This is a genomic window from Sinorhizobium sp. 8-89 (genome assembly GCF_030124325.1).
Lineage (GTDB): Bacteria > Pseudomonadota > Alphaproteobacteria > Rhizobiales > Rhizobiaceae > Sinorhizobium.
Map to the genome: position 1 here is coordinate 92,559 of NZ_JASKLR010000002.1, position 16,127 is coordinate 108,685.

Here is a 16,127-nt window from a genome sequence, read left to right on the forward strand (position 1 = left end):
CCGCGCGTTAGGAATGCCGTCAAGTTCGGTCATGGCTGCCGATCAGGCGCGTGGCGTTCTCGTCATTGCCCATGCTTTTCATCACCTAAATGCGCACTGCCGATTGCCTGATAGAGCTCAAAGAGCGCATCCTGTGCCGCTGACGCGAGCCGGTACCATTCTGGATTAAGCAGCACCGCGGGATGGTTGCAGAGCCTCTCGTCGACGAAATCCCCGAGCATGCTCGCGACGTGCAGTGCCTCGTGGCAGCCATGCGTGCCGGGTGCGAACTTCTCCCTCATCTCAACGAGAGGATAGTCGCGGCGGTCGGTAATCGCCTTGATGCGTCGCTGGCGTTCTTGCTCGAGATTCTGCGTTGTCATCTGCGCCTCCTGTGCAGCTTTCAATACCGTGGCGAGCGCACGAACTTTCCGTTCCGCCAATCGTCTATCCGCTTGATCTCTCGACGCCCCTCATCAGTCACGACCCACTGTCGCGCGCCCTGGAAATTGATGCCGGTCTCTTTCAGCGCGCCAAGCTTCGTTAGCTGCTCCATCGTGTACTCCCCGGCGTTCGGAATGACGTCCGGTGTGGTGCAGTCTGTATTATCAACCATAAAGCGGATGACCTTCTCGTGGTTACCGCTGAGGCCCAGGCGTGGTTTTTGCTTTTCTCGGCGAATCTTCAACCACACGTCTAAATTTTCTTTTCCGTCGGGCGCGGCGGCTGCAAAGCCAGCGGTGAGGCCAAGGTATCCGTCGTAGAATTTTCGCACGAGCGGCACTGGTCGGCCATCGTGCAGCGGATCGATTCGTGGAAAGCCCTTCCGCTCCAGTTGCGGAATGACTGTCTTCACCCACATCGTCGCGCGATCCCTGCCAACGATAGCGACGGCCAGTTGCTGGTCGGTGGCGAATAAGGGAAGCTGCGAGAGGAGATCTGAGCTCATTGGCCGCGCCGTTTCTTCTGGCTCAGTGAGAGCAAGGATCGCTGAAGCTGCAGATCAGACAGAAACCCCCTCACGTTGACCGCGCGTCCTTGAGAGCTCGTCGGCATTGCGCGCTGCGCTTGCCAAATGTCGACGAGATCGCGCTCGCTGAAAAAATACTCGCGACCAATCAGCGAGCAGGAGCCAAGATCTCGACCGAGCTTGATCATTGTCCGCCGCGTGACGCGGAGGCGCTCGGCGGCTTCATCCGTGGTGTAGATCGTATCGAGCGGAACGGTTGGCACCGTAGCCACCTCCATAAACGAGAAAACACATTGCCGTCGGCACGGATGCCGACCGCCTTGTCGTCGTCTCTTCTTGTGGTGGTGTCGCCGCTAGAGCGCTGCGGTTTGGTGGGCCGCGATTTGGAAACTATTGGTGCGAAATGACGCGGTCAAGCGTCAATGCAACCTTTGCACCGGCTGATCTGAGAAAGTGTGGATACCGTTCCGCCGGACAGTCGCGAGAAATTCTTCAAACGCCTCCCGATCGGTGACGAAGGTATCATTCCAGACAGTTGTGTTCCCTTCCTCGTCAAGCACTTCCAGTGTCCAGTCGAGATAGGTGCCGGCTGACCGGTAGATGCGCAGAATAACCGTCACATCGTCATCGACGAACTCGCCGGAGAATTCTGAAAACTCGTACTGCTTATCTGCTTGGGTCATTGACCTTTTATAGCACGTGGAGGAGCGGCAGCGAACTTGTGTCGCTGTCACTGCATCACTCCTGAGTGCACACAGGTGTATTTGTCGGGATCCCAACTCCCGTCTTGGCACGGTATATCGGCAATGCCAGAGACTAGCAGGAATAGTAGCAGGACTGCGATCGCCGTAGCTCCCGTCACGAGCCATTTCATGCGCGATCGGCAGAACGCAGCCGCACGCCCGGGCCGCCTGGCGTGGTTGCGCCGTCGTCAAGGAAGATGACGTCCTTCTCTAGTACCGCGCGCAGTGCATCCAAAGTGGATTGCTTTGCATCGGCGCCGTTCTCGATGCGCGTGATCGTGTTCGCTGTAACGCCGGCCAATTCGGCAAGCTCGCGAACGCCCAAGCCGACCGCAGCACGTGCCATTTTGAGTTGAATAGGCTTCATGTTGGTACCCTGTACAAATGCATGTTGACACAGCATCATAATCGGCTATTGTGTCGGTACAGTGTACAAACACACTGCGACAAACGCAACACGAGGAGCCTACGATGGACCAGCAATACTTCATCTCCCCCGCCACTCGCGAAAGACTGGAAGCCCTGCCTAGGCGTCTTCTGCCGAGAAGAGATCCGAAGCTCGCCTATGCCAGATGGAAGTTTAAGGTCGGCGACCTGGTGAAGTTCCATGGCCTCGTGGCGGTGGTCAAAGAGCGCCACAAGAGCAGGGTGGGCCATCAGCACTACGAAATTGAGGTAATCCGCGGCAACTGTGGCGATAGACCGTATCGCGTTGCCAGGGCTGAATTCCTGAAGGCTGCTCACGATGAAGACCAGGGACAAGCGCGCGTACACCCTGCTGCTATTCCACTTGCAGAACGGCCGGTGCTGCTACTGCGGCCAGCACATGACAATCAGCTACAACTGGCGTGATCGCCAGCGGCGGGACGCCGCCACCCTCGAGCACCTGCGTCGACGCGCTGACGGAGGGAAGAATAACCCAGACAACTTGGCTGTAGCCTGTAAGGCTTGCAATGATGGCCGTGGCGCCATCGACTGGCTGAGCTATGCGTCCTGGCGACGCAACGAGTTTTAGAGTCACCAATGGCCGGCGCGGCCACCACCTGCGCCCACACCAGCAGCGCGCCGGCCGGTTGCCAACTAACCCAATTGTGCAGCTTTCGCTAATGCATGCTCTCAATTACTATCTCCGCGCGAAACCTGGCGGAGAGGGGGCATGGGTTACCGCCAATACGGATATCGTCCGCAGAAGCGATCGGTCCTGTCGTATCCGGGGCTGGTAATAGCTGCGCTCGCTCTAGGCGCGGCCGGCGGCATGACGGCAACCGACCTCATTGCCTCATTCAACGGCGGCACAGGCGGATCCTGCAACATCAAAGGCAATGTCAGCATCGACACGGGCGAGCGGATCTTCCACGTGCCGGGGCAGAGATATTACTCGCAGACGAAGATTAGCCCCCAATACGGAGAGCGTTGGTTTTGCTCGGAATTTGAGGCTTGGGCGGCTGGTTGGCGGAAGTCGAAGGTGTGAGGCGCCGTCAGGCCTCCTCGGCACGTCGTTTGTCCCGTTCCTCTATCTGCTGCAGTTTTTCAGGTGGCAATTGCCCATACATCTCCTCAATATGCTTCGGCTCGGAGATCATCTTTTCAACAATCAAATTGAAAAGGCGAAATAGCCCTTCAGCCGTTTCAAGGCTGTCACGGAGATCAATTTGCCCGGGATGAACAGCGTCATTGCCTATTACCCGCAACACATCTAGCGCTTTTTGGATTCTTCTATCCAACCCGCCGCTTACGAGGGAGCCTATGTCGCTGTTAATGTTCCTTCCGGGTTGCCCCAGCTCTTTGCACAGCTTTTGGATAGCGAGGCGTAGCAATGCAGCCGCGCCCCTTGGGGATGTGGCAAGGATACTGCTTGCCTCGTTGTAGTCAGCTTTGATGTCGTCGGGTGTATCCACATTTACAGGAGGCGCAGTCCCTGTGGCGGGATAGACAAGCTTGTCAGCTATCCATACGGCGATACGCGTACATTCATAGCACTTACTAAAATGTAAGTTAGTGACGTCTAAGTTTCGGTACTCGGAATGAGATTCAAACATCGGCTTGCCGGTCGCCACTTTGTCCACCCACTCGCCTAGCCGCTTCCGCTGTTCGGTATCCTTTATGTCATCAAAGCGGTATTCCTCGCGATTATCAGGCCCGACGACGAATGGAAGGTTATCCTTTTCCAGTCTGTGTGCGTGTGCGGAGTACCAGAATTGGGTGGTAAGAACGTGGCAATGCGGGCAGTTGAATGCGGTTTTGCGAACGGATGGTGTCACATATTTCACGACGTCACCTGAGAAACTGTTTCTTACCAAATCTAGCTCAACCGGAACCCGCTTGAGAATCGCTGTTTGTTCACATCCCCAACTGAAAAAACAGATACGATCGCGTGAGCGAGCGAGGGCCGCATGTGCCGTGTTTCAGTCAGGCGCCATCCCGGGCTGGCGGAAGTCGAGGGTGTGGTCGAGCGATGTAGATGCGTCCTAACATTATTGCAGATCGGACAATCTACTGGTGATCGTGAATTTTAGTCCAGTGCTCGGGTCAAATTTTACATTCTCAACTGCAAAGACCGCGATGTAATTCTGGCGGGTGAACCCTTTGACCATGCCTTGTGGATCACAGAGGACAGCGTCGTTGGTAAGAACCACCTGCTTCTCCCGTTGAATTGCTTGCACATATTCATGAATTTTGGCCGGGCTCGGTCCATTTACCAGGGGCTTGAATGGGTCATGATAGGCGAGACCCTTTAGCCAATGCTTGTGCACGCACGGTAATTCTTTCCCATCGACATTTGCGAACCATGACCCTCGTTGGCCAATAGCTTTCTTCGCCGTCATTTGACCCTCTCCGTTATTGGCTCAAAATTACTTACCGCCGCGGCCCTTCCAGAAGAGCAACCGCGGGAGGCATTCCCTCCAACAACATGTCGGCCCAGATCTGAGCCAGTTCTTTTCTCCGGACCAAGTGCAGCGCGCGGTTATAGGCGCCTTCCACTTTGTCCTTCGGAATGTGCGCAAGCATCAGGTCGACCACCGGTTTGTCTGCGGGATCACGCTCGTTCATCAACGTCGAGAAGGTTGATCGCCATCCATGCGGGACGTGCTTGTGGTGATAGCCAACTCGATTAAGCAGATAGCCGATCGCGTTCTCGCTCATGGGCTTGTGCGAATGCCTTGTATTCGGAAAGGCGAGGGGGCCACGTCCGGTAATCGTCCTCAACGCTTCAATAACCTCCCGCGCTTGCCACGAGAGTGGCACCAAATGATCCCTGGCGCTCTCCGCTTTGTGCTTGCGCTTGAGTTTCATTCGCGCGGCCGGCACTTGCCACACATCGTCGATAACGCCGTTGAACTCCAGCCAGGGCGTTGCGATCAGCGTGCCAGGTCGGAGCGCAGTTAGAGCAAGTAGACGGTGCGCTAGCTTGGTTGCCGGGTGCGCAGGTTCATTCTCTACCTTGCGGATGATCTCCTGCGCCTCGGCGAGCGTCGTGATTGCCGGCTGCCGACCCTTCACCAATGGAGCCAAAGCACCCTTGACGACCGCGGCAGGATCCGCGGCGGCTCGGCCAGACGCAATCGCGTAGACGAAAACGGCAGAAACTCGTTGCCTTACGCGACGTGCGGTTTCATGCGCCTGTCGGTTCTCAATGAGCCGCAGGACGCCCATTATTTCAGGCACATCCAACTCTCTAATGGGAGAGTTGCCAATGTGTGGAAATACCTCTTTCTCGAAGCTGTCGAGCACGTCTTGCGCGTGCTTCTCGACCCACTGCGACTTCTGCAATGCGTGCCATTCACGCGCGATCGCCTCGAAAGTTTCAGCGCTGCGTTTCTCTCCCGCCAGCTTTTGGAGTTTCTTGGCGATGGCGGGATCCTTGCCAGCCCTAAGAAGGGCCTTTGCGTCGTCCTTTGCCTGGCGCGCGTCAGCCAACGAAACCGACGGGTAGGGGCCGATCGAAAGGAGTTTTTCGCTGCCGTTGAACCGATACTTCAGGCGCCAAAGCTTGCTGCCGGCCTTCGTGATGAAGAGAAACAGACCTTCACCATCCGACAGCTTCCTCGGCTTCGATTCCGCCTTCGCTTTCCTTATTTGTGCGTCGGTAAGCATCGGTTCTCCAGCATACCCCCAAATTCGTGACTCGATACCCCAAAAAGCACCCCCAGAAGCGGGGGTATGGGTGGCATCGCGTGGCAAAACGTGGGAACGCTGCAGCAGCCGCAACGCCGGAAAATCAGGGCTTACGGCACTATATGGATATGAATGGGAAAGACAACTGGCGGAGGAGGTGGGATTCGAACCCACGGTACGCTTTCACGCACCCCGGTTTTCAAGACCGGTGCCTTAAACCGCTCGGCCACTCCTCCAGTCGATCGAAAGTCCAACAATTGTTGGTTCCTGAAAACGGCAACTGCTACCGCTTGCTACCCAATCACTCGACGGCTGGCTTTTTAGCAGCTTTGATCGCCGCGTCAACGTGCTCGGCGGCGTTCGCTTGCATGCCCTGCATTACGTGCCGATGAGTTTCGCGGAGGCGAGCAGGCAAGTCACATGTGCGATCATTGGAAGAGGCCATAATAAAGTTAAAAGTTGTTCGGTTTGCCATAAATTCTACGCAAGGACAGGCGAGCAGCGCTCTGATATTTTGGCGCATCTGGGGGGTGTGCCATGCCAAATCCCAATGCGATTGTTTCGACCCGCATTGATTTCGATCCTCCACTTGACCGGCCCACTGCCGAGCTGCTGCGCGAGGGGCTTTGGGTTGAGCTCGAAGGCGGGCGCCGCGCCCGGCTTGACCCGAGTGATGCCCGATCGAGCGGCTTCGTCCAAGTCCTTGACGGGCTCGCGAGGCGCAAGGCGCCGGTCTATCTGGAGATCGATCCTAACAGCGCGGCGATCACACGGCTGCTGATCCCGCACGTGACGCGCCCGATGAGCATGCTTCCGAACGACCAGGGCTATGAGGTCATGCTCGAAAGGTCGCACGCCCGCCACGCCCTGAGGCGCGACAATCCCGATTTCGCGACGCTCGAGCCGTTGCTGCGCGCCGCGCTCGATTCGGGGCAACTGCTTATCATCACCGAGGATGATGCGCACAATATCATTGATATTCGCGCCTACACGCCCGGCCCCGATGACGCGCCGCTGCCGCCTTTGCCCAAACCCGATACGCTGCCGTTCGAGCGGCCGTGGTGGAAGCGTCTGCTAGACTGGATCTGGCGCTGGCCGTTCTGGCCCTGGTGGTGGTTTCGCTGCGTTTCGAAAGCAACCGCCCAGCAGATATTTGATGCGATCAGCGCGAAGTCTTGCCCGCCGCTCACGGTGCCAGCGCCGTGCATCCCTTTTCTCTATCCCGATGACGGCTGCTGGGGCCGCGCGCACGAGATGTGCCGGCTGATGATCAATATGGGACGCAAGCCGCGCAAAGTGTGGATACAGGGGAGCTTGCACGTCGTCACCAAAGACAATCCCAATTGCTTCGTGAACTGGGGTTGGCATGTCGCGCCGACGCTATGCGTGCGCCAGGGCTGGTTCTGGACACAGCAGATGGTGATCGATCCCTCGCTCTTCGCCACGCCCGTGACGCAGGCAACTTGGAAGGGGGTTCAGGGCGATCCGAGCGCCACGCTGACGCCGAGCGACGCGTCGATCTTCTATATCTGGGGCAACGTGACCGACCCCACCTATGTCGAGACCAACAAGGTGCTCGCCGATTATCGTCTCCAGCTTCAGAACCGCGCGATCCAGCACGGCCCGCCGCCCTATGCGAATTGCCCGTAGCGGAGCCACGAATATGAAAAGAGGCTGCAGGGCAATTCGGCCGGCACCGGAAGTCGCAGCCACTCGCCTTCCACAGCCGACGAGACAGTACACCGGCCTTGACGCTGGGTTGAACGGCAAATCTCGCAGTTTTTGCAAGTCTTAACGTGTCCGGCGCTCGGGAAAATTTCTGGTCTCCCGGGAAGGGGCCAAGGCTGCGCGAGAGAGGCTCGCGCATGGGTTTATACGATTTGTAAACCATAGCGGAAGATTTTTGCCGCGCTTCAGGCTCCCTGTTCGCAATTTTGCCGTCTTGCTGACATGATTAATCGACTGTCTCTTTTCGAGACGCCGAGCTTTCCGCGGGGGCTAGAGCGGAATGTTTTCGAAATACGGCTTTGCGAACGATATTGGGGACAGATGATTTTTAGAAGAAATGCGGCACTTCTTTCGAGGGGATTACGTGTTGCTGCGGTTCCGTTGCTTTGCGCGACGCTTGCCGCCTGCGGATCGGCTTCGAGCGTCAAGACAAGCAAGGCGCGGAGCAAGGAATACTTTGCCGAGTCGGTCTATGGCGTCAAAGCTAGCCCGCGGGTCGCGACCGGGACAAACATCCCGAAGGGTGGCGGGCGTTACCAGGTCGGAAAGGCCTATCAGGTCAAGGGCAAGTGGTATAAGCCGAAGGAGGATTTCGGCTACAACAAGGTGGGCGTCGCGTCCTGGTACGGCTCCGCCTTTCACGGGCGACTGACGGCGAACGGCGAAGTCTACGACAAGTATCACCTGTCCGCCGCCCACCCGACTTTCCCCTTGCCCAGCTATGCACGCGTCACCAATCTGGAAAATGGTACATCGGTTATCGTTCGCGTGAACGACCGCGGTCCCTACGAGTACGGCCGGATTATCGATGTTTCCTCGAAAACCGCCGATATGCTGGACATCAAGGGCAAGGGCAGTGCCAAGGTGCGCGTGCAATATGTCGGGCGCGCGCCGCTCGAGGGCAACGATATGCCCTATCTGATGGCCTCCTACGTCAAGAAGGGTGACCGCAGTCCCGGCGTGATGCCGGAAGGACAGATCGCGACAGGTGTCATGGTTGCGTCGAACGAGCCGTTCCGCAACCAGGTGCCGGACCTCGCCAGGGTGCCGGTCCCTGGCAACGCGACGCTGGATACGGGCGTTCCGATGACCGCGCTCGCCGAGCCGGCGCCGCAAGTCGCGATGCCGCAATCTCTCGGCGAATTTGTCACGCTCCCGGAGATCGGACCGATCCCCACCGTGCGGCCAGAACTGATCCCGATGCCTGACGGAAACATGGCTTATGCCGCCGCCTATGTCGAAGTGCGCGTCAGCGACAAGGCGTCGCCCTTCGAGGCAATTATGGTTGATTCGAACGCGCTGACGGCCAATTCCATCATCGCCTACGCAAAGCGCCGGAACAGGGACGGAGTTTAGCGCCAGCCTCGGTTGAACAGCTTTGTTCGCGCTGCTATGCCCATGAAGAAGCCGGAGTTTCTCATGCGCATAAAGTTGCTCACGGTCGTCGCCCTTCTTGCGGCGACCGTTTCGACAAATGCGGTCGCCCAGGCGCCCGCGTTCGACACCAAGGCGAAGCAAATCTATCTCGTCGATGGCGAGACCGGCACAGTGCTCTTCGCTCGCGGCGAAGACGAGCCCGTGCCCCCGGCATCGCTTGCCAAGCTGATGGCGATGGAGGTGGTTTTCGAGGCGTTGGACAAGGGCGAACTGAGCCCTGAGACGACCTACGAGGTCTCCGAGCACGCCTGGCGGACCGGAGGCGCACCGTCCGGCACCTCGACGATGTTTGCCGCAATCAAGTCGAAAATCCGCGTTGCGGACCTTATTCAAGGCGCAGTCGTGCAACTCGCGAACGATGCCTGCATCATCCTCGCGGAAGGCATGACCGGCAGCGAAGCTGCTTTTGCGGAGCGTATGACGGCGCGGGCGCGCGAACTCGGCATGCCCGTCGCGGTTTTCAACAACGCCACCGGTCTTCCTCATCCTGCGAACAAGGTGACGATGCGGGAGCTGGTGACGCTGGCGCGGCATCTGCGCGAGGCTCACCGAGATTTCTATCGCCTCTATTCCCAGGCCGAATTCGAGTGGAACAAGATCCGCCAGCGCAATCGCAATCCGCTGATTGCGGCCAATGTCGGCGTCGATGGGCTGGCCACGGGATTCGCGGAAGGTTTCGGCTTTTCGCTTGCCGCGTCGATGCAGCGCGGCGACCGCCGCGTCTATCTTGCCATGAGTGGGCTCGAAAGCGACAAGGAGCGCACGGACGAAAGCCGCAGGGTGCTCGATTGGGCGATGACCGCCTTCGAGAAACGGCGCATCTTCGCCGACGGGGAGACCATCGGCGAAGCAAGCGTCTATGGTGGCGCCACATCGCGCGTCTCCCTTGTCGCGGGCGGGCCGATCGATGTCCTGCTCCCGGTCAACAATCCTGAACGGCTAACCGCGCGCATCGTTTACAAATGGCCGCTGACGGCACCGGTCGCGGCCGGTCAGGAGGTCGGCGTCGTCAAGCTCTGGAACGGCGAGCGATTGTTGCGGGAAGTGCCGGTGAGGACCGGCAGCGGGGTCGAGGTAGGTACGCTTACAAGCCGCGCGCTCGATGCGCTCCAGGAGCTTCTCTTCTTCTGGCTGTAACAAATGCGCACGCGACCGTTTCTTCTGGCGAACCAATCGGCTAAACAGGGCCGATAGCTACAGCGCCACGCGTCTTGTCAGACGCGCAAGGAGCGCTGTAGCACTTTGAATTGCTGCATGTTTTATCCTGGCTACGATTTAAGGAAACATGCAGTCGGCCGATTTGGGAACGCATGTCGCTGACGAAGGGTTTGTTTGTAACGTTTGAGGGCGGGGAAGGGGCCGGCAAGTCGACCCAGATGCGCCTGCTGGCCGATTCGCTACGTGCCCGTGGCTACGATGTGCTCACCACGCGAGAGCCTGGCGGCTCAGTCGGTGCGGAGGCAGTTCGCCACGTGCTGCTGTCGGGGGCGGCGGAATCCTTCGGCGTTCGCATGGAGGCGATGCTCTTTGCGGCCGCGCGCAGCGACCACGTCGAAGAAGTGATTCGGCCGGCGCTTCAGAAGGGTACCATCGTCCTCTGCGACCGTTTCATGGATTCCTCGCGCGTTTACCAGGGCATCACCGGCAACCTCGAACCGGCCTTCGTGGAGACACTCGAACGGGTGGCCGTCAACGGGGTCATTCCGGACCGAACGATCATCTTCGACCTGCCTGCCGCGCTTGGGCTTGAACGCGCGCGCCATCGCGCCGCCGATGGCAATCCCGACCGTTTCGAGAAGGAACAGCTGGAAACGCACGAGAAACGGCGCGAAGCCTTCCTGGATATCGCGGAAGCCGACCCTCGGCGTTGTCGTGTCGTCGATGCAGCACGGCCGCCGGACGCCGTCGCCGCCGAGGTCAGGGAGATCATGGATGCATTGCTACCGGACGGTGACGAGCCGCAGCCGTCAAGTGCGGAAGCTGCATCATGACGATAGAGCGTCCTGGCGTGTTGGAGGGGGCTGTGGCCCCGGCGGAAAACGCGAAGCTCTTTGGCCATCTTCAGGCTGAAGCTTTTCTCGCCCAGAGCTACAAGTCCGGCAAAGCGCACCATGCGATCCTCATCGAAGGACCGGAAGGCATCGGCAAGGCGACGCTTGCCTTCCGCTTCGCGAACCATATCTTGAATCACCCAGAGCCGACGACGGCACCCGATCAGCTCGCCGATCCGGATCCCGCCTCCATCGTCACACGGCAGCTCGCATCCGGGGCATCGCATAACCTGCTTCATCTCACCCGCCCGGTGGACGAGAAAACGGGCAGGGCCAAAGGGGCAATCACCGTGGACGAGGTGAGGCGCGCCGGAAAATTCTTCGGCCAGACATCCGGCACGGGGAACTGGCGCATCGTCATCATCGACCCGGCGGATGATCTCAACCGCAATGCGGCCAATGCCATCCTCAAGATACTCGAGGAACCGCCGCGTCGGTCGCTTTTTCTCGTGCTCACCCACGCGCCCGGAAAACTGCTGCCGACCATCCGCTCGCGCTGCCTTCCGTTGCGGCTGAAGCCGCTGGACGACGAGTCCATGCGCCAGGCGCTTGCCCAACTCGGCTTCGATCTGACGGGACCGAACGTCGAGCGGATTCTCAGCGCGGCGAACGGCAGTGTCTCCGAGGCGCTGAAGCTCATCAATTACGGCGGTGTCGATATCGCCGCCGCCTTCGACGATATTTTGGCGGGGCAGGGACCAACTGTCCGAAGGCAGATGCACAAGCTCGCGGATATTCTGTCGGCAAGGGATAGTGAAACGATCTACGATTTCTTCTCGTCTCTGTTGACCGGACGCGTCATGCAGCAGGCGCGGGAGGCGGCGCTCGCCGGCGATATCAGCAGGGCCGAGCGCCTTGCGAGGCTCTCCAGCACTTTCGCCGAGCGGCTGACGGTGAGCGACGCCTATAATCTCGATCGCAAGCAGACGATCCTGTCGCTACTCGAAGATCTGAAAGACGCTTTATAGGTCGGGCTTAAACTTCCATTTCCGCTCGATCGACGAGGCGAGGTCGATATCGTTGCGATAGGCGAAAAGCAGAACATGGCCGAGGAGGTCCGCTGTTTCGTCGGCAAGAGATTGGCGCAATTCACCCAGTGTCTTCCCGCCGTTACGTCCCCGTCCGCTGAGCTTATTCCACGCCTGCGTCAGTTCACCCATTTCTTCCTGCAGTTTCAGAACGTACCAGTCCGGATCGCGCAAGACGGAATGTTCGGCGGCATAGGCGGCCGAGGCTTCCTCGAATTTTCGCTTAAGCTCGTCGAACATCGCACTTCCTTCGTTTGTTTTCGTTTTGTTCTAATTTGTGGCGTGTGTCAACCGGCTGCCTGCTTTATGGCGCCGCGCTTGGCGTCAAATGGGCTTTTTCTAGGCGCAGCGGTTCCCTACCTGAAGGCGATGCGCTAATAGCTGCCACTAGTTCCTGATCCGAGATATATCGAAGCCCATCATGAGAGATACCTCCCCCTTCTACATCACCACCGCGATTTCCTATCCGAACGGCAGGCCGCATATCGGCCACGCCTACGAGTTGATCGCGACGGATGCGATGGCGCGCTATCAGCGACTGGACGGGCGCGAGGTTTTCTTCCTGACCGGGACGGACGAGCACGGCCAGAAGATGCAGCAGACGGCGAAGAAGGAAGGCATTTCCGCGCAGGAGCTTGCCGACCGCAACTCGGCCGAATTCCAGAAGATGGCCGTGCTTCTCAACGCCTCCAACGACGATTTCATCCGCACGACCGAGAAACGTCACCACGAGGCCTCGCAGGAAATCTGGACCCGCATGGGAGAGGCGGGTGATCTCTACAAGGATTCCTACGCCGGATGGTATTCCGTCCGCGATGAGGCCTATTATCAGGAAAACGAGACGGAGCTGCGCGACGACGGCGTGCGCTATGGGCCTCAGGGTACCCCCGTCGAGTGGGTGGAGGAGGAGAGCTATTTCTTCCGCCTCTCCGCCTATCAGCAGAAACTTCTCAAGCACTACGAAGAGAACCCCGAATTCATCGGCCCGGCCGAGCGGCGAAACGAGGTTATTTCGTTCGTCAAGTCGGGGCTGAAGGATCTCTCTGTTTCGCGCACGACCTTCGACTGGGGCATCAAAGTCCCGAACGATCCGGCCCACGTCATGTATGTCTGGGTGGACGCGTTGACGAACTATATCACCGCGACGGGCTATCTGACCGATCCGACCGGGCCGCGTGCAAAATTCTGGCCGGCGAATATCCATGTCATCGGCAAGGACATCATCCGCTTTCACGCCGTCTACTGGCCGGCCTTCCTGATGTCCGCCGGCCTGCCGCTCCCGAAGCGGGTCTTCGCTCATGGCTTTCTGCTCAACAAGGGCGAGAAGATGTCGAAGTCGCTCGGCAACGTCGTGGATCCGTTCAATCTGGTGGAACACTTCGGCCTCGACCAGATTCGCTACTTCTTTCTGCGCGAAGTCTCTTTCGGCCAGGACGGCAGCTATAGCGAGGAGGGGATAGCGACACGCATCAACTCCGATCTCGCCAACGGCATCGGCAATCTCGCCAGCCGTTCGCTGTCGATGATCGTGAAGAACTGCGACGGCCAGGTTCCGGTTTGCGGGCCGCTCTCTGACGAGGACAAGGCCATGTTGGCCTCTGCCGATGCCCTGCTCGAAACGACGCGTGATGATATGGGCAAGCAGCTTATCCATCGCGCGCTCGCCGCGATCATTGCCGTCGTTTCCGAAACCGATCGCTATTTCGCGGGCCAGGAGCCTTGGGCGCTGAAGAAGACGGATCCGGAGCGGATGGCGACGGTGCTTTACGTCACCGCCGAAGTCGTGCGGCAGATTGCGATCCTGCTGCAGCCCTTCATGCCAGAATCGGCAGGCAAGCTTCTCGACCTCGTGGCCGTACCGGCTGACAAGCGTGATTTCGCGCATCTCGGCGAGGCCGGACGCCTCGTCTCCGGAACGCCGCTCGAGGCACCGAAGCCGGTCTTCCCACGCTACGTGGCGCCGGAAGCGTAAGCGAGTGCAAACGAATGCTGATCGACACCCATTGCCATCTGGACTTCCCGGACTTCGAGACTGAGCGCGACGCGATCATCGAGCGCGCAAATGCGGCCGGCGTGACGCAAATGGTGACGATTTCGACGCGCGTGAAGCGGTTCGATACGATCCTCGCGATCGCCGAAGCCTATCCGAACGTCTTTTGCTCCGTCGGGACCCATCCGCACAACGCCGACGAGGAGCTCGACATCACTACGGAAGATCTCGTTCGGCTCTCCGCGCATCCAAAAGTGGTTGCGATCGGAGAGGCGGGGCTCGACTATTTCTACGACAATGCGCCGCGCGACGCCCAGGCTGAAGGGCTGCGCCGGCACATTGCGGCAGCGCGCGAAACCGGGCTGCCGCTGGTGATCCACAGCCGCTCGGCTGACGAAGACATGGCCGAGATACTGACCGAGGAGAGCGGGAAGGGGGCCTTCCCTTTCCTACTCCATTGCTTCTCGTCGGGTCCGGAGCTTGCGCGAGTCGGCGTTGAGCTTGGCGGATACGTGTCCTTTTCCGGCATCCTGACCTTTCCGAAGTCGCAGGAGATCAGGGATATCGCAAAGACGATCCCGCACGACCGGATGATCGTCGAGACGGATGCACCTTACCTCGCGCCAAAACCGTTCCGCGGCAAGCGCAACGAGCCGGCCTTTGTCGCGCATACGGCGGAGGTCCTGGCGGAAACGATCGGCGTTTCGACGGAGGAGATTGCGCAAATTACGACGGAGAACGCTTTGCGCATCTTCTCAAAAATGCCGAGGCTCTGACGTGGCGTTTCGGCGGGTTTTCACCATCCTCGGATGCGGTTCCTCGCCAGGGGTACCGCGTATCACCGGCGATTGGGGGGGCTGCGATCCGGCAAATCCGCGCAACCGCCGCCTGCGAGCGGCGCTGCTTGTCGAGCAGTTCGCGCCAGACGGTGGCAAGACGACCGTGGTTGTCGATACCGGTCCGGACTTCCGCGCCCAGATGATTGCCGCCGATGTTCGCCATATCGACGCCGTCCTCTACAGCCACGCTCATGCCGATCATCTGCACGGGATCGACGACCTGCGCGGTTTCGTGATCGAAAACCGCAGGTGCGTACCGATTTGGGCGGACGCTCTCACGATGAGCGCAATTCGCGAGAGGTTTCGTTATTGCGTGGAATCGCCGCCGGGAAGCGGCTATCCGCCAATTGTCGAGCCGCATCTCTTCACCGAAGATCTTTCGCCGGTTACCGTTCACGGCGCCGGCGGGCCGATTTCGTTCACGCCGTTGATGCAGTTTCACGGCAATACCCATTCGCTCGGTTTTCGGATTGGCGATTTTGCCTATTGCAGCGATGTGAGCGATTTTCCGCCGGAAACTGTTGGCAAGCTGCTGGGCCTCGATCTGCTGGTCATCGACACGCTGCAATACAAATTCCATCCGAGCCATCTATCGTTGGTGCAGTCGCTGGGCTGGATCGCGAGGCTTCAGCCGAAGCGTGCCGTACTGACGCACATGCACGTGCCGTTGGACTATGAAACGGTGCTGAACGAGACGCCGGACCACGTAGAGCCAGCCTATGACATGATGCGTCTAGAGTTCGACATCGCAATGCCGTCCGCAGAAGAAGCTTAGAGCCAGATATTAGAGCACGGCTTCAAGGCGCTGTTTTCGTGAGGATCGGCGCATGTGAGGATCGCGCGCGCAAGTTCCATAATCTATCTTATGCGATAACGATATGTAGGGGGGTACATTCTATTCCCAAGTGCGACATGCCAATAAAAACAATGGCTTGGCCCTTGGAGATTTTTGCATGTTGCGTCGCTGTTCGCAGCTCACCCTTCCCGATCGTCGACGCTTGCACCAAATCATAGAACGCAAGCATCCGGTTGCTGAGATCGCGCGGCAACTCGACCGTCACCGATCGACGATCTATCGTGAGTTGAAGCGCAATGCCTTTCATTATGCCGAGTTTCCGGAATGCGGCGGCTATTACGCGGCATCGCCGACGACAAGCAAGGAGCGTCGTCGGCGGCTGCGTAGGCTCAGATAATGACTATCGCCAATATGGAAGAACGAGGCGTCCCCGCCTGCAGGGGGGCAATT

General features: G+C 58.9%; 20 protein-coding genes, 1 tRNA gene and 1 pseudogene. 13 read left to right on the plus strand and 9 right to left on the minus strand.

From position 1 onward, the window contains the following. Positions 1–62: 62 nt before the first annotated feature. On the minus strand, positions 63–422 hold the full coding sequence (locus tag QN219_RS04935) for a hypothetical protein (protein WP_283998457.1): 360 nt from the start codon (positions 420–422) through the stop codon (positions 63–65). Further along, the gene (locus QN219_RS04940) at positions 383–928 is read right to left on the minus strand and encodes a hypothetical protein (protein WP_283998458.1); all 546 of its coding nucleotides are present in this window, start codon (positions 926–928) and stop codon (positions 383–385) included. Before QN219_RS04940 ends, QN219_RS04935 begins: the two co-directional genes overlap by 40 nt. A gap of 119 nt (positions 929–1,047) precedes the next feature. Here QN219_RS04940 and QN219_RS04945 point away from each other — a divergent pair, with 119 nt between their 5' ends. Further along, complete coding sequence (locus QN219_RS04945) at positions 1,048–1,356, plus strand: hypothetical protein (RefSeq protein ID WP_283998459.1); 309 nt, start codon at positions 1,048–1,050, stop codon at positions 1,354–1,356. Positions 1,357–1,368: 12 nt separating this feature from the next. Here QN219_RS04945 and QN219_RS04950 read toward each other — a convergent pair whose 3' ends face one another. Next, positions 1,369–1,632, minus strand: coding sequence for a hypothetical protein (locus tag QN219_RS04950; protein ID WP_283998460.1), 264 nt, complete (start codon positions 1,630–1,632; stop codon positions 1,369–1,371). Between the two features lie 187 nt (positions 1,633–1,819). Beyond that, the gene (locus tag QN219_RS04955) at positions 1,820–2,059 is read right to left on the minus strand and encodes a helix-turn-helix transcriptional regulator (RefSeq protein WP_283998461.1); all 240 of its coding nucleotides are present in this window, start codon (positions 2,057–2,059) and stop codon (positions 1,820–1,822) included. Positions 2,060–2,163: 104 nt separating this feature from the next. Here QN219_RS04955 and QN219_RS04960 point away from each other — a divergent pair, with 104 nt between their 5' ends. The 3 genes from QN219_RS04960 to QN219_RS04970 all read left to right on the plus strand — a co-directional run bounded on the left by QN219_RS04960 (position 2,164) and on the right by QN219_RS04970 (position 3,163). Beyond that, positions 2,164–2,544 (plus strand): hypothetical protein, encoded by a 381-nt coding sequence (locus QN219_RS04960; RefSeq protein ID WP_283998462.1) that lies wholly within the window; start codon positions 2,164–2,166, stop codon positions 2,542–2,544. After that, complete coding sequence (locus tag QN219_RS04965; RefSeq protein ID WP_283998463.1) at positions 2,519–2,707, plus strand: HNH endonuclease; 189 nt, start codon at positions 2,519–2,521, stop codon at positions 2,705–2,707. Before QN219_RS04960 ends, QN219_RS04965 begins: the two co-directional genes overlap by 26 nt. A 141-nt stretch (positions 2,708–2,848) precedes the next feature. Further along, on the plus strand, positions 2,849–3,163 hold the full coding sequence (locus tag QN219_RS04970; RefSeq protein ID WP_283998464.1) for a succinoglycan biosynthesis protein exoi: 315 nt from the start codon (positions 2,849–2,851) through the stop codon (positions 3,161–3,163). A 7-nt stretch (positions 3,164–3,170) separates the two neighbouring features. On the opposite strand, the gene QN219_RS04975 is transcribed toward QN219_RS04970, so the two are convergent. The 4 genes from QN219_RS04975 to QN219_RS04990 form a co-directional block, all read right to left on the minus strand. Beyond that, a complete protein-coding gene (locus QN219_RS04975; RefSeq protein WP_283998465.1) occupies positions 3,171–3,962 on the minus strand; it encodes a DUF4145 domain-containing protein in 792 nt (263 codons plus the stop codon). A 204-nt stretch (positions 3,963–4,166) separates the two neighbouring features. Continuing rightward, positions 4,167–4,517, minus strand: coding sequence for a hypothetical protein (locus QN219_RS04980; protein ID WP_283998466.1), 351 nt, complete (start codon positions 4,515–4,517; stop codon positions 4,167–4,169). Between the two features lie 31 nt (positions 4,518–4,548). Beyond that, positions 4,549–5,787, minus strand: a complete 1,239-nt coding sequence (locus QN219_RS04985; protein WP_283998467.1) for a phage integrase central domain-containing protein — start codon at positions 5,785–5,787, stop codon at positions 4,549–4,551. A gap of 167 nt (positions 5,788–5,954) precedes the next feature. Next, positions 5,955–6,044: transfer RNA gene (locus QN219_RS04990), tRNA-Ser, on the minus strand. Positions 6,045–6,345: 301 nt separating this feature from the next. On the opposite strand from QN219_RS04990, the gene QN219_RS04995 reads away from it, so the two are divergent. From QN219_RS04995 to QN219_RS05015, 5 genes are all read left to right on the plus strand, one after another. Then, complete coding sequence (locus QN219_RS04995; protein ID WP_283998468.1) at positions 6,346–7,458, plus strand: protein-glutamine glutaminase family protein; 1,113 nt, start codon at positions 6,346–6,348, stop codon at positions 7,456–7,458. A 399-nt stretch (positions 7,459–7,857) separates the two neighbouring features. After that, complete coding sequence (locus QN219_RS05000; protein ID WP_283998469.1) at positions 7,858–8,892, plus strand: septal ring lytic transglycosylase RlpA family protein; 1,035 nt, start codon at positions 7,858–7,860, stop codon at positions 8,890–8,892. A 63-nt stretch (positions 8,893–8,955) separates the two neighbouring features. Next, a complete protein-coding gene (locus tag QN219_RS05005; protein ID WP_283998470.1) occupies positions 8,956–10,110 on the plus strand; it encodes a D-alanyl-D-alanine carboxypeptidase family protein in 1,155 nt (384 codons plus the stop codon). A gap of 173 nt (positions 10,111–10,283) precedes the next feature. After that, the gene (tmk, locus tag QN219_RS05010; RefSeq protein WP_283998471.1) at positions 10,284–10,964 is read left to right on the plus strand and encodes a dTMP kinase; all 681 of its coding nucleotides are present in this window, start codon (positions 10,284–10,286) and stop codon (positions 10,962–10,964) included. Further along, the gene (locus QN219_RS05015) at positions 10,961–11,992 is read left to right on the plus strand and encodes a DNA polymerase III subunit delta' (RefSeq protein ID WP_283998472.1); all 1,032 of its coding nucleotides are present in this window, start codon (positions 10,961–10,963) and stop codon (positions 11,990–11,992) included. Before tmk ends, QN219_RS05015 begins: the two co-directional genes overlap by 4 nt. Here QN219_RS05015 and QN219_RS05020 read toward each other — a convergent pair. Next, complete coding sequence (locus QN219_RS05020; RefSeq protein WP_283998473.1) at positions 11,987–12,292, minus strand: MazG nucleotide pyrophosphohydrolase domain-containing protein; 306 nt, start codon at positions 12,290–12,292, stop codon at positions 11,987–11,989. The two genes, QN219_RS05015 and QN219_RS05020, sit on opposite strands and share 6 nt — an antisense overlap. A gap of 181 nt (positions 12,293–12,473) precedes the next feature. Here QN219_RS05020 and metG point away from each other — a divergent pair, with 181 nt between their 5' ends. The 4 genes and pseudogenes from metG to QN219_RS05040 all read left to right on the plus strand — a co-directional run. Next, on the plus strand, positions 12,474–14,024 hold the full coding sequence (metG, locus tag QN219_RS05025) for a methionine--tRNA ligase (protein WP_283998474.1): 1,551 nt from the start codon (positions 12,474–12,476) through the stop codon (positions 14,022–14,024). 14 nt (positions 14,025–14,038) lie between these two features. Then, the gene (locus QN219_RS05030; protein ID WP_283998475.1) at positions 14,039–14,818 is read left to right on the plus strand and encodes a TatD family hydrolase; all 780 of its coding nucleotides are present in this window, start codon (positions 14,039–14,041) and stop codon (positions 14,816–14,818) included. A 1-nt stretch (position 14,819) separates the two neighbouring features. Next, positions 14,820–15,656, plus strand: coding sequence for an MBL fold metallo-hydrolase (locus tag QN219_RS05035; RefSeq protein ID WP_283998476.1), 837 nt, complete (start codon positions 14,820–14,822; stop codon positions 15,654–15,656). Between the two features lie 181 nt (positions 15,657–15,837). After that, positions 15,838–16,071, plus strand: a pseudogene (locus QN219_RS05040) (helix-turn-helix domain-containing protein); the annotation flags it as partial. Between the last annotated feature and the right edge of the window lie 56 nt (positions 16,072–16,127).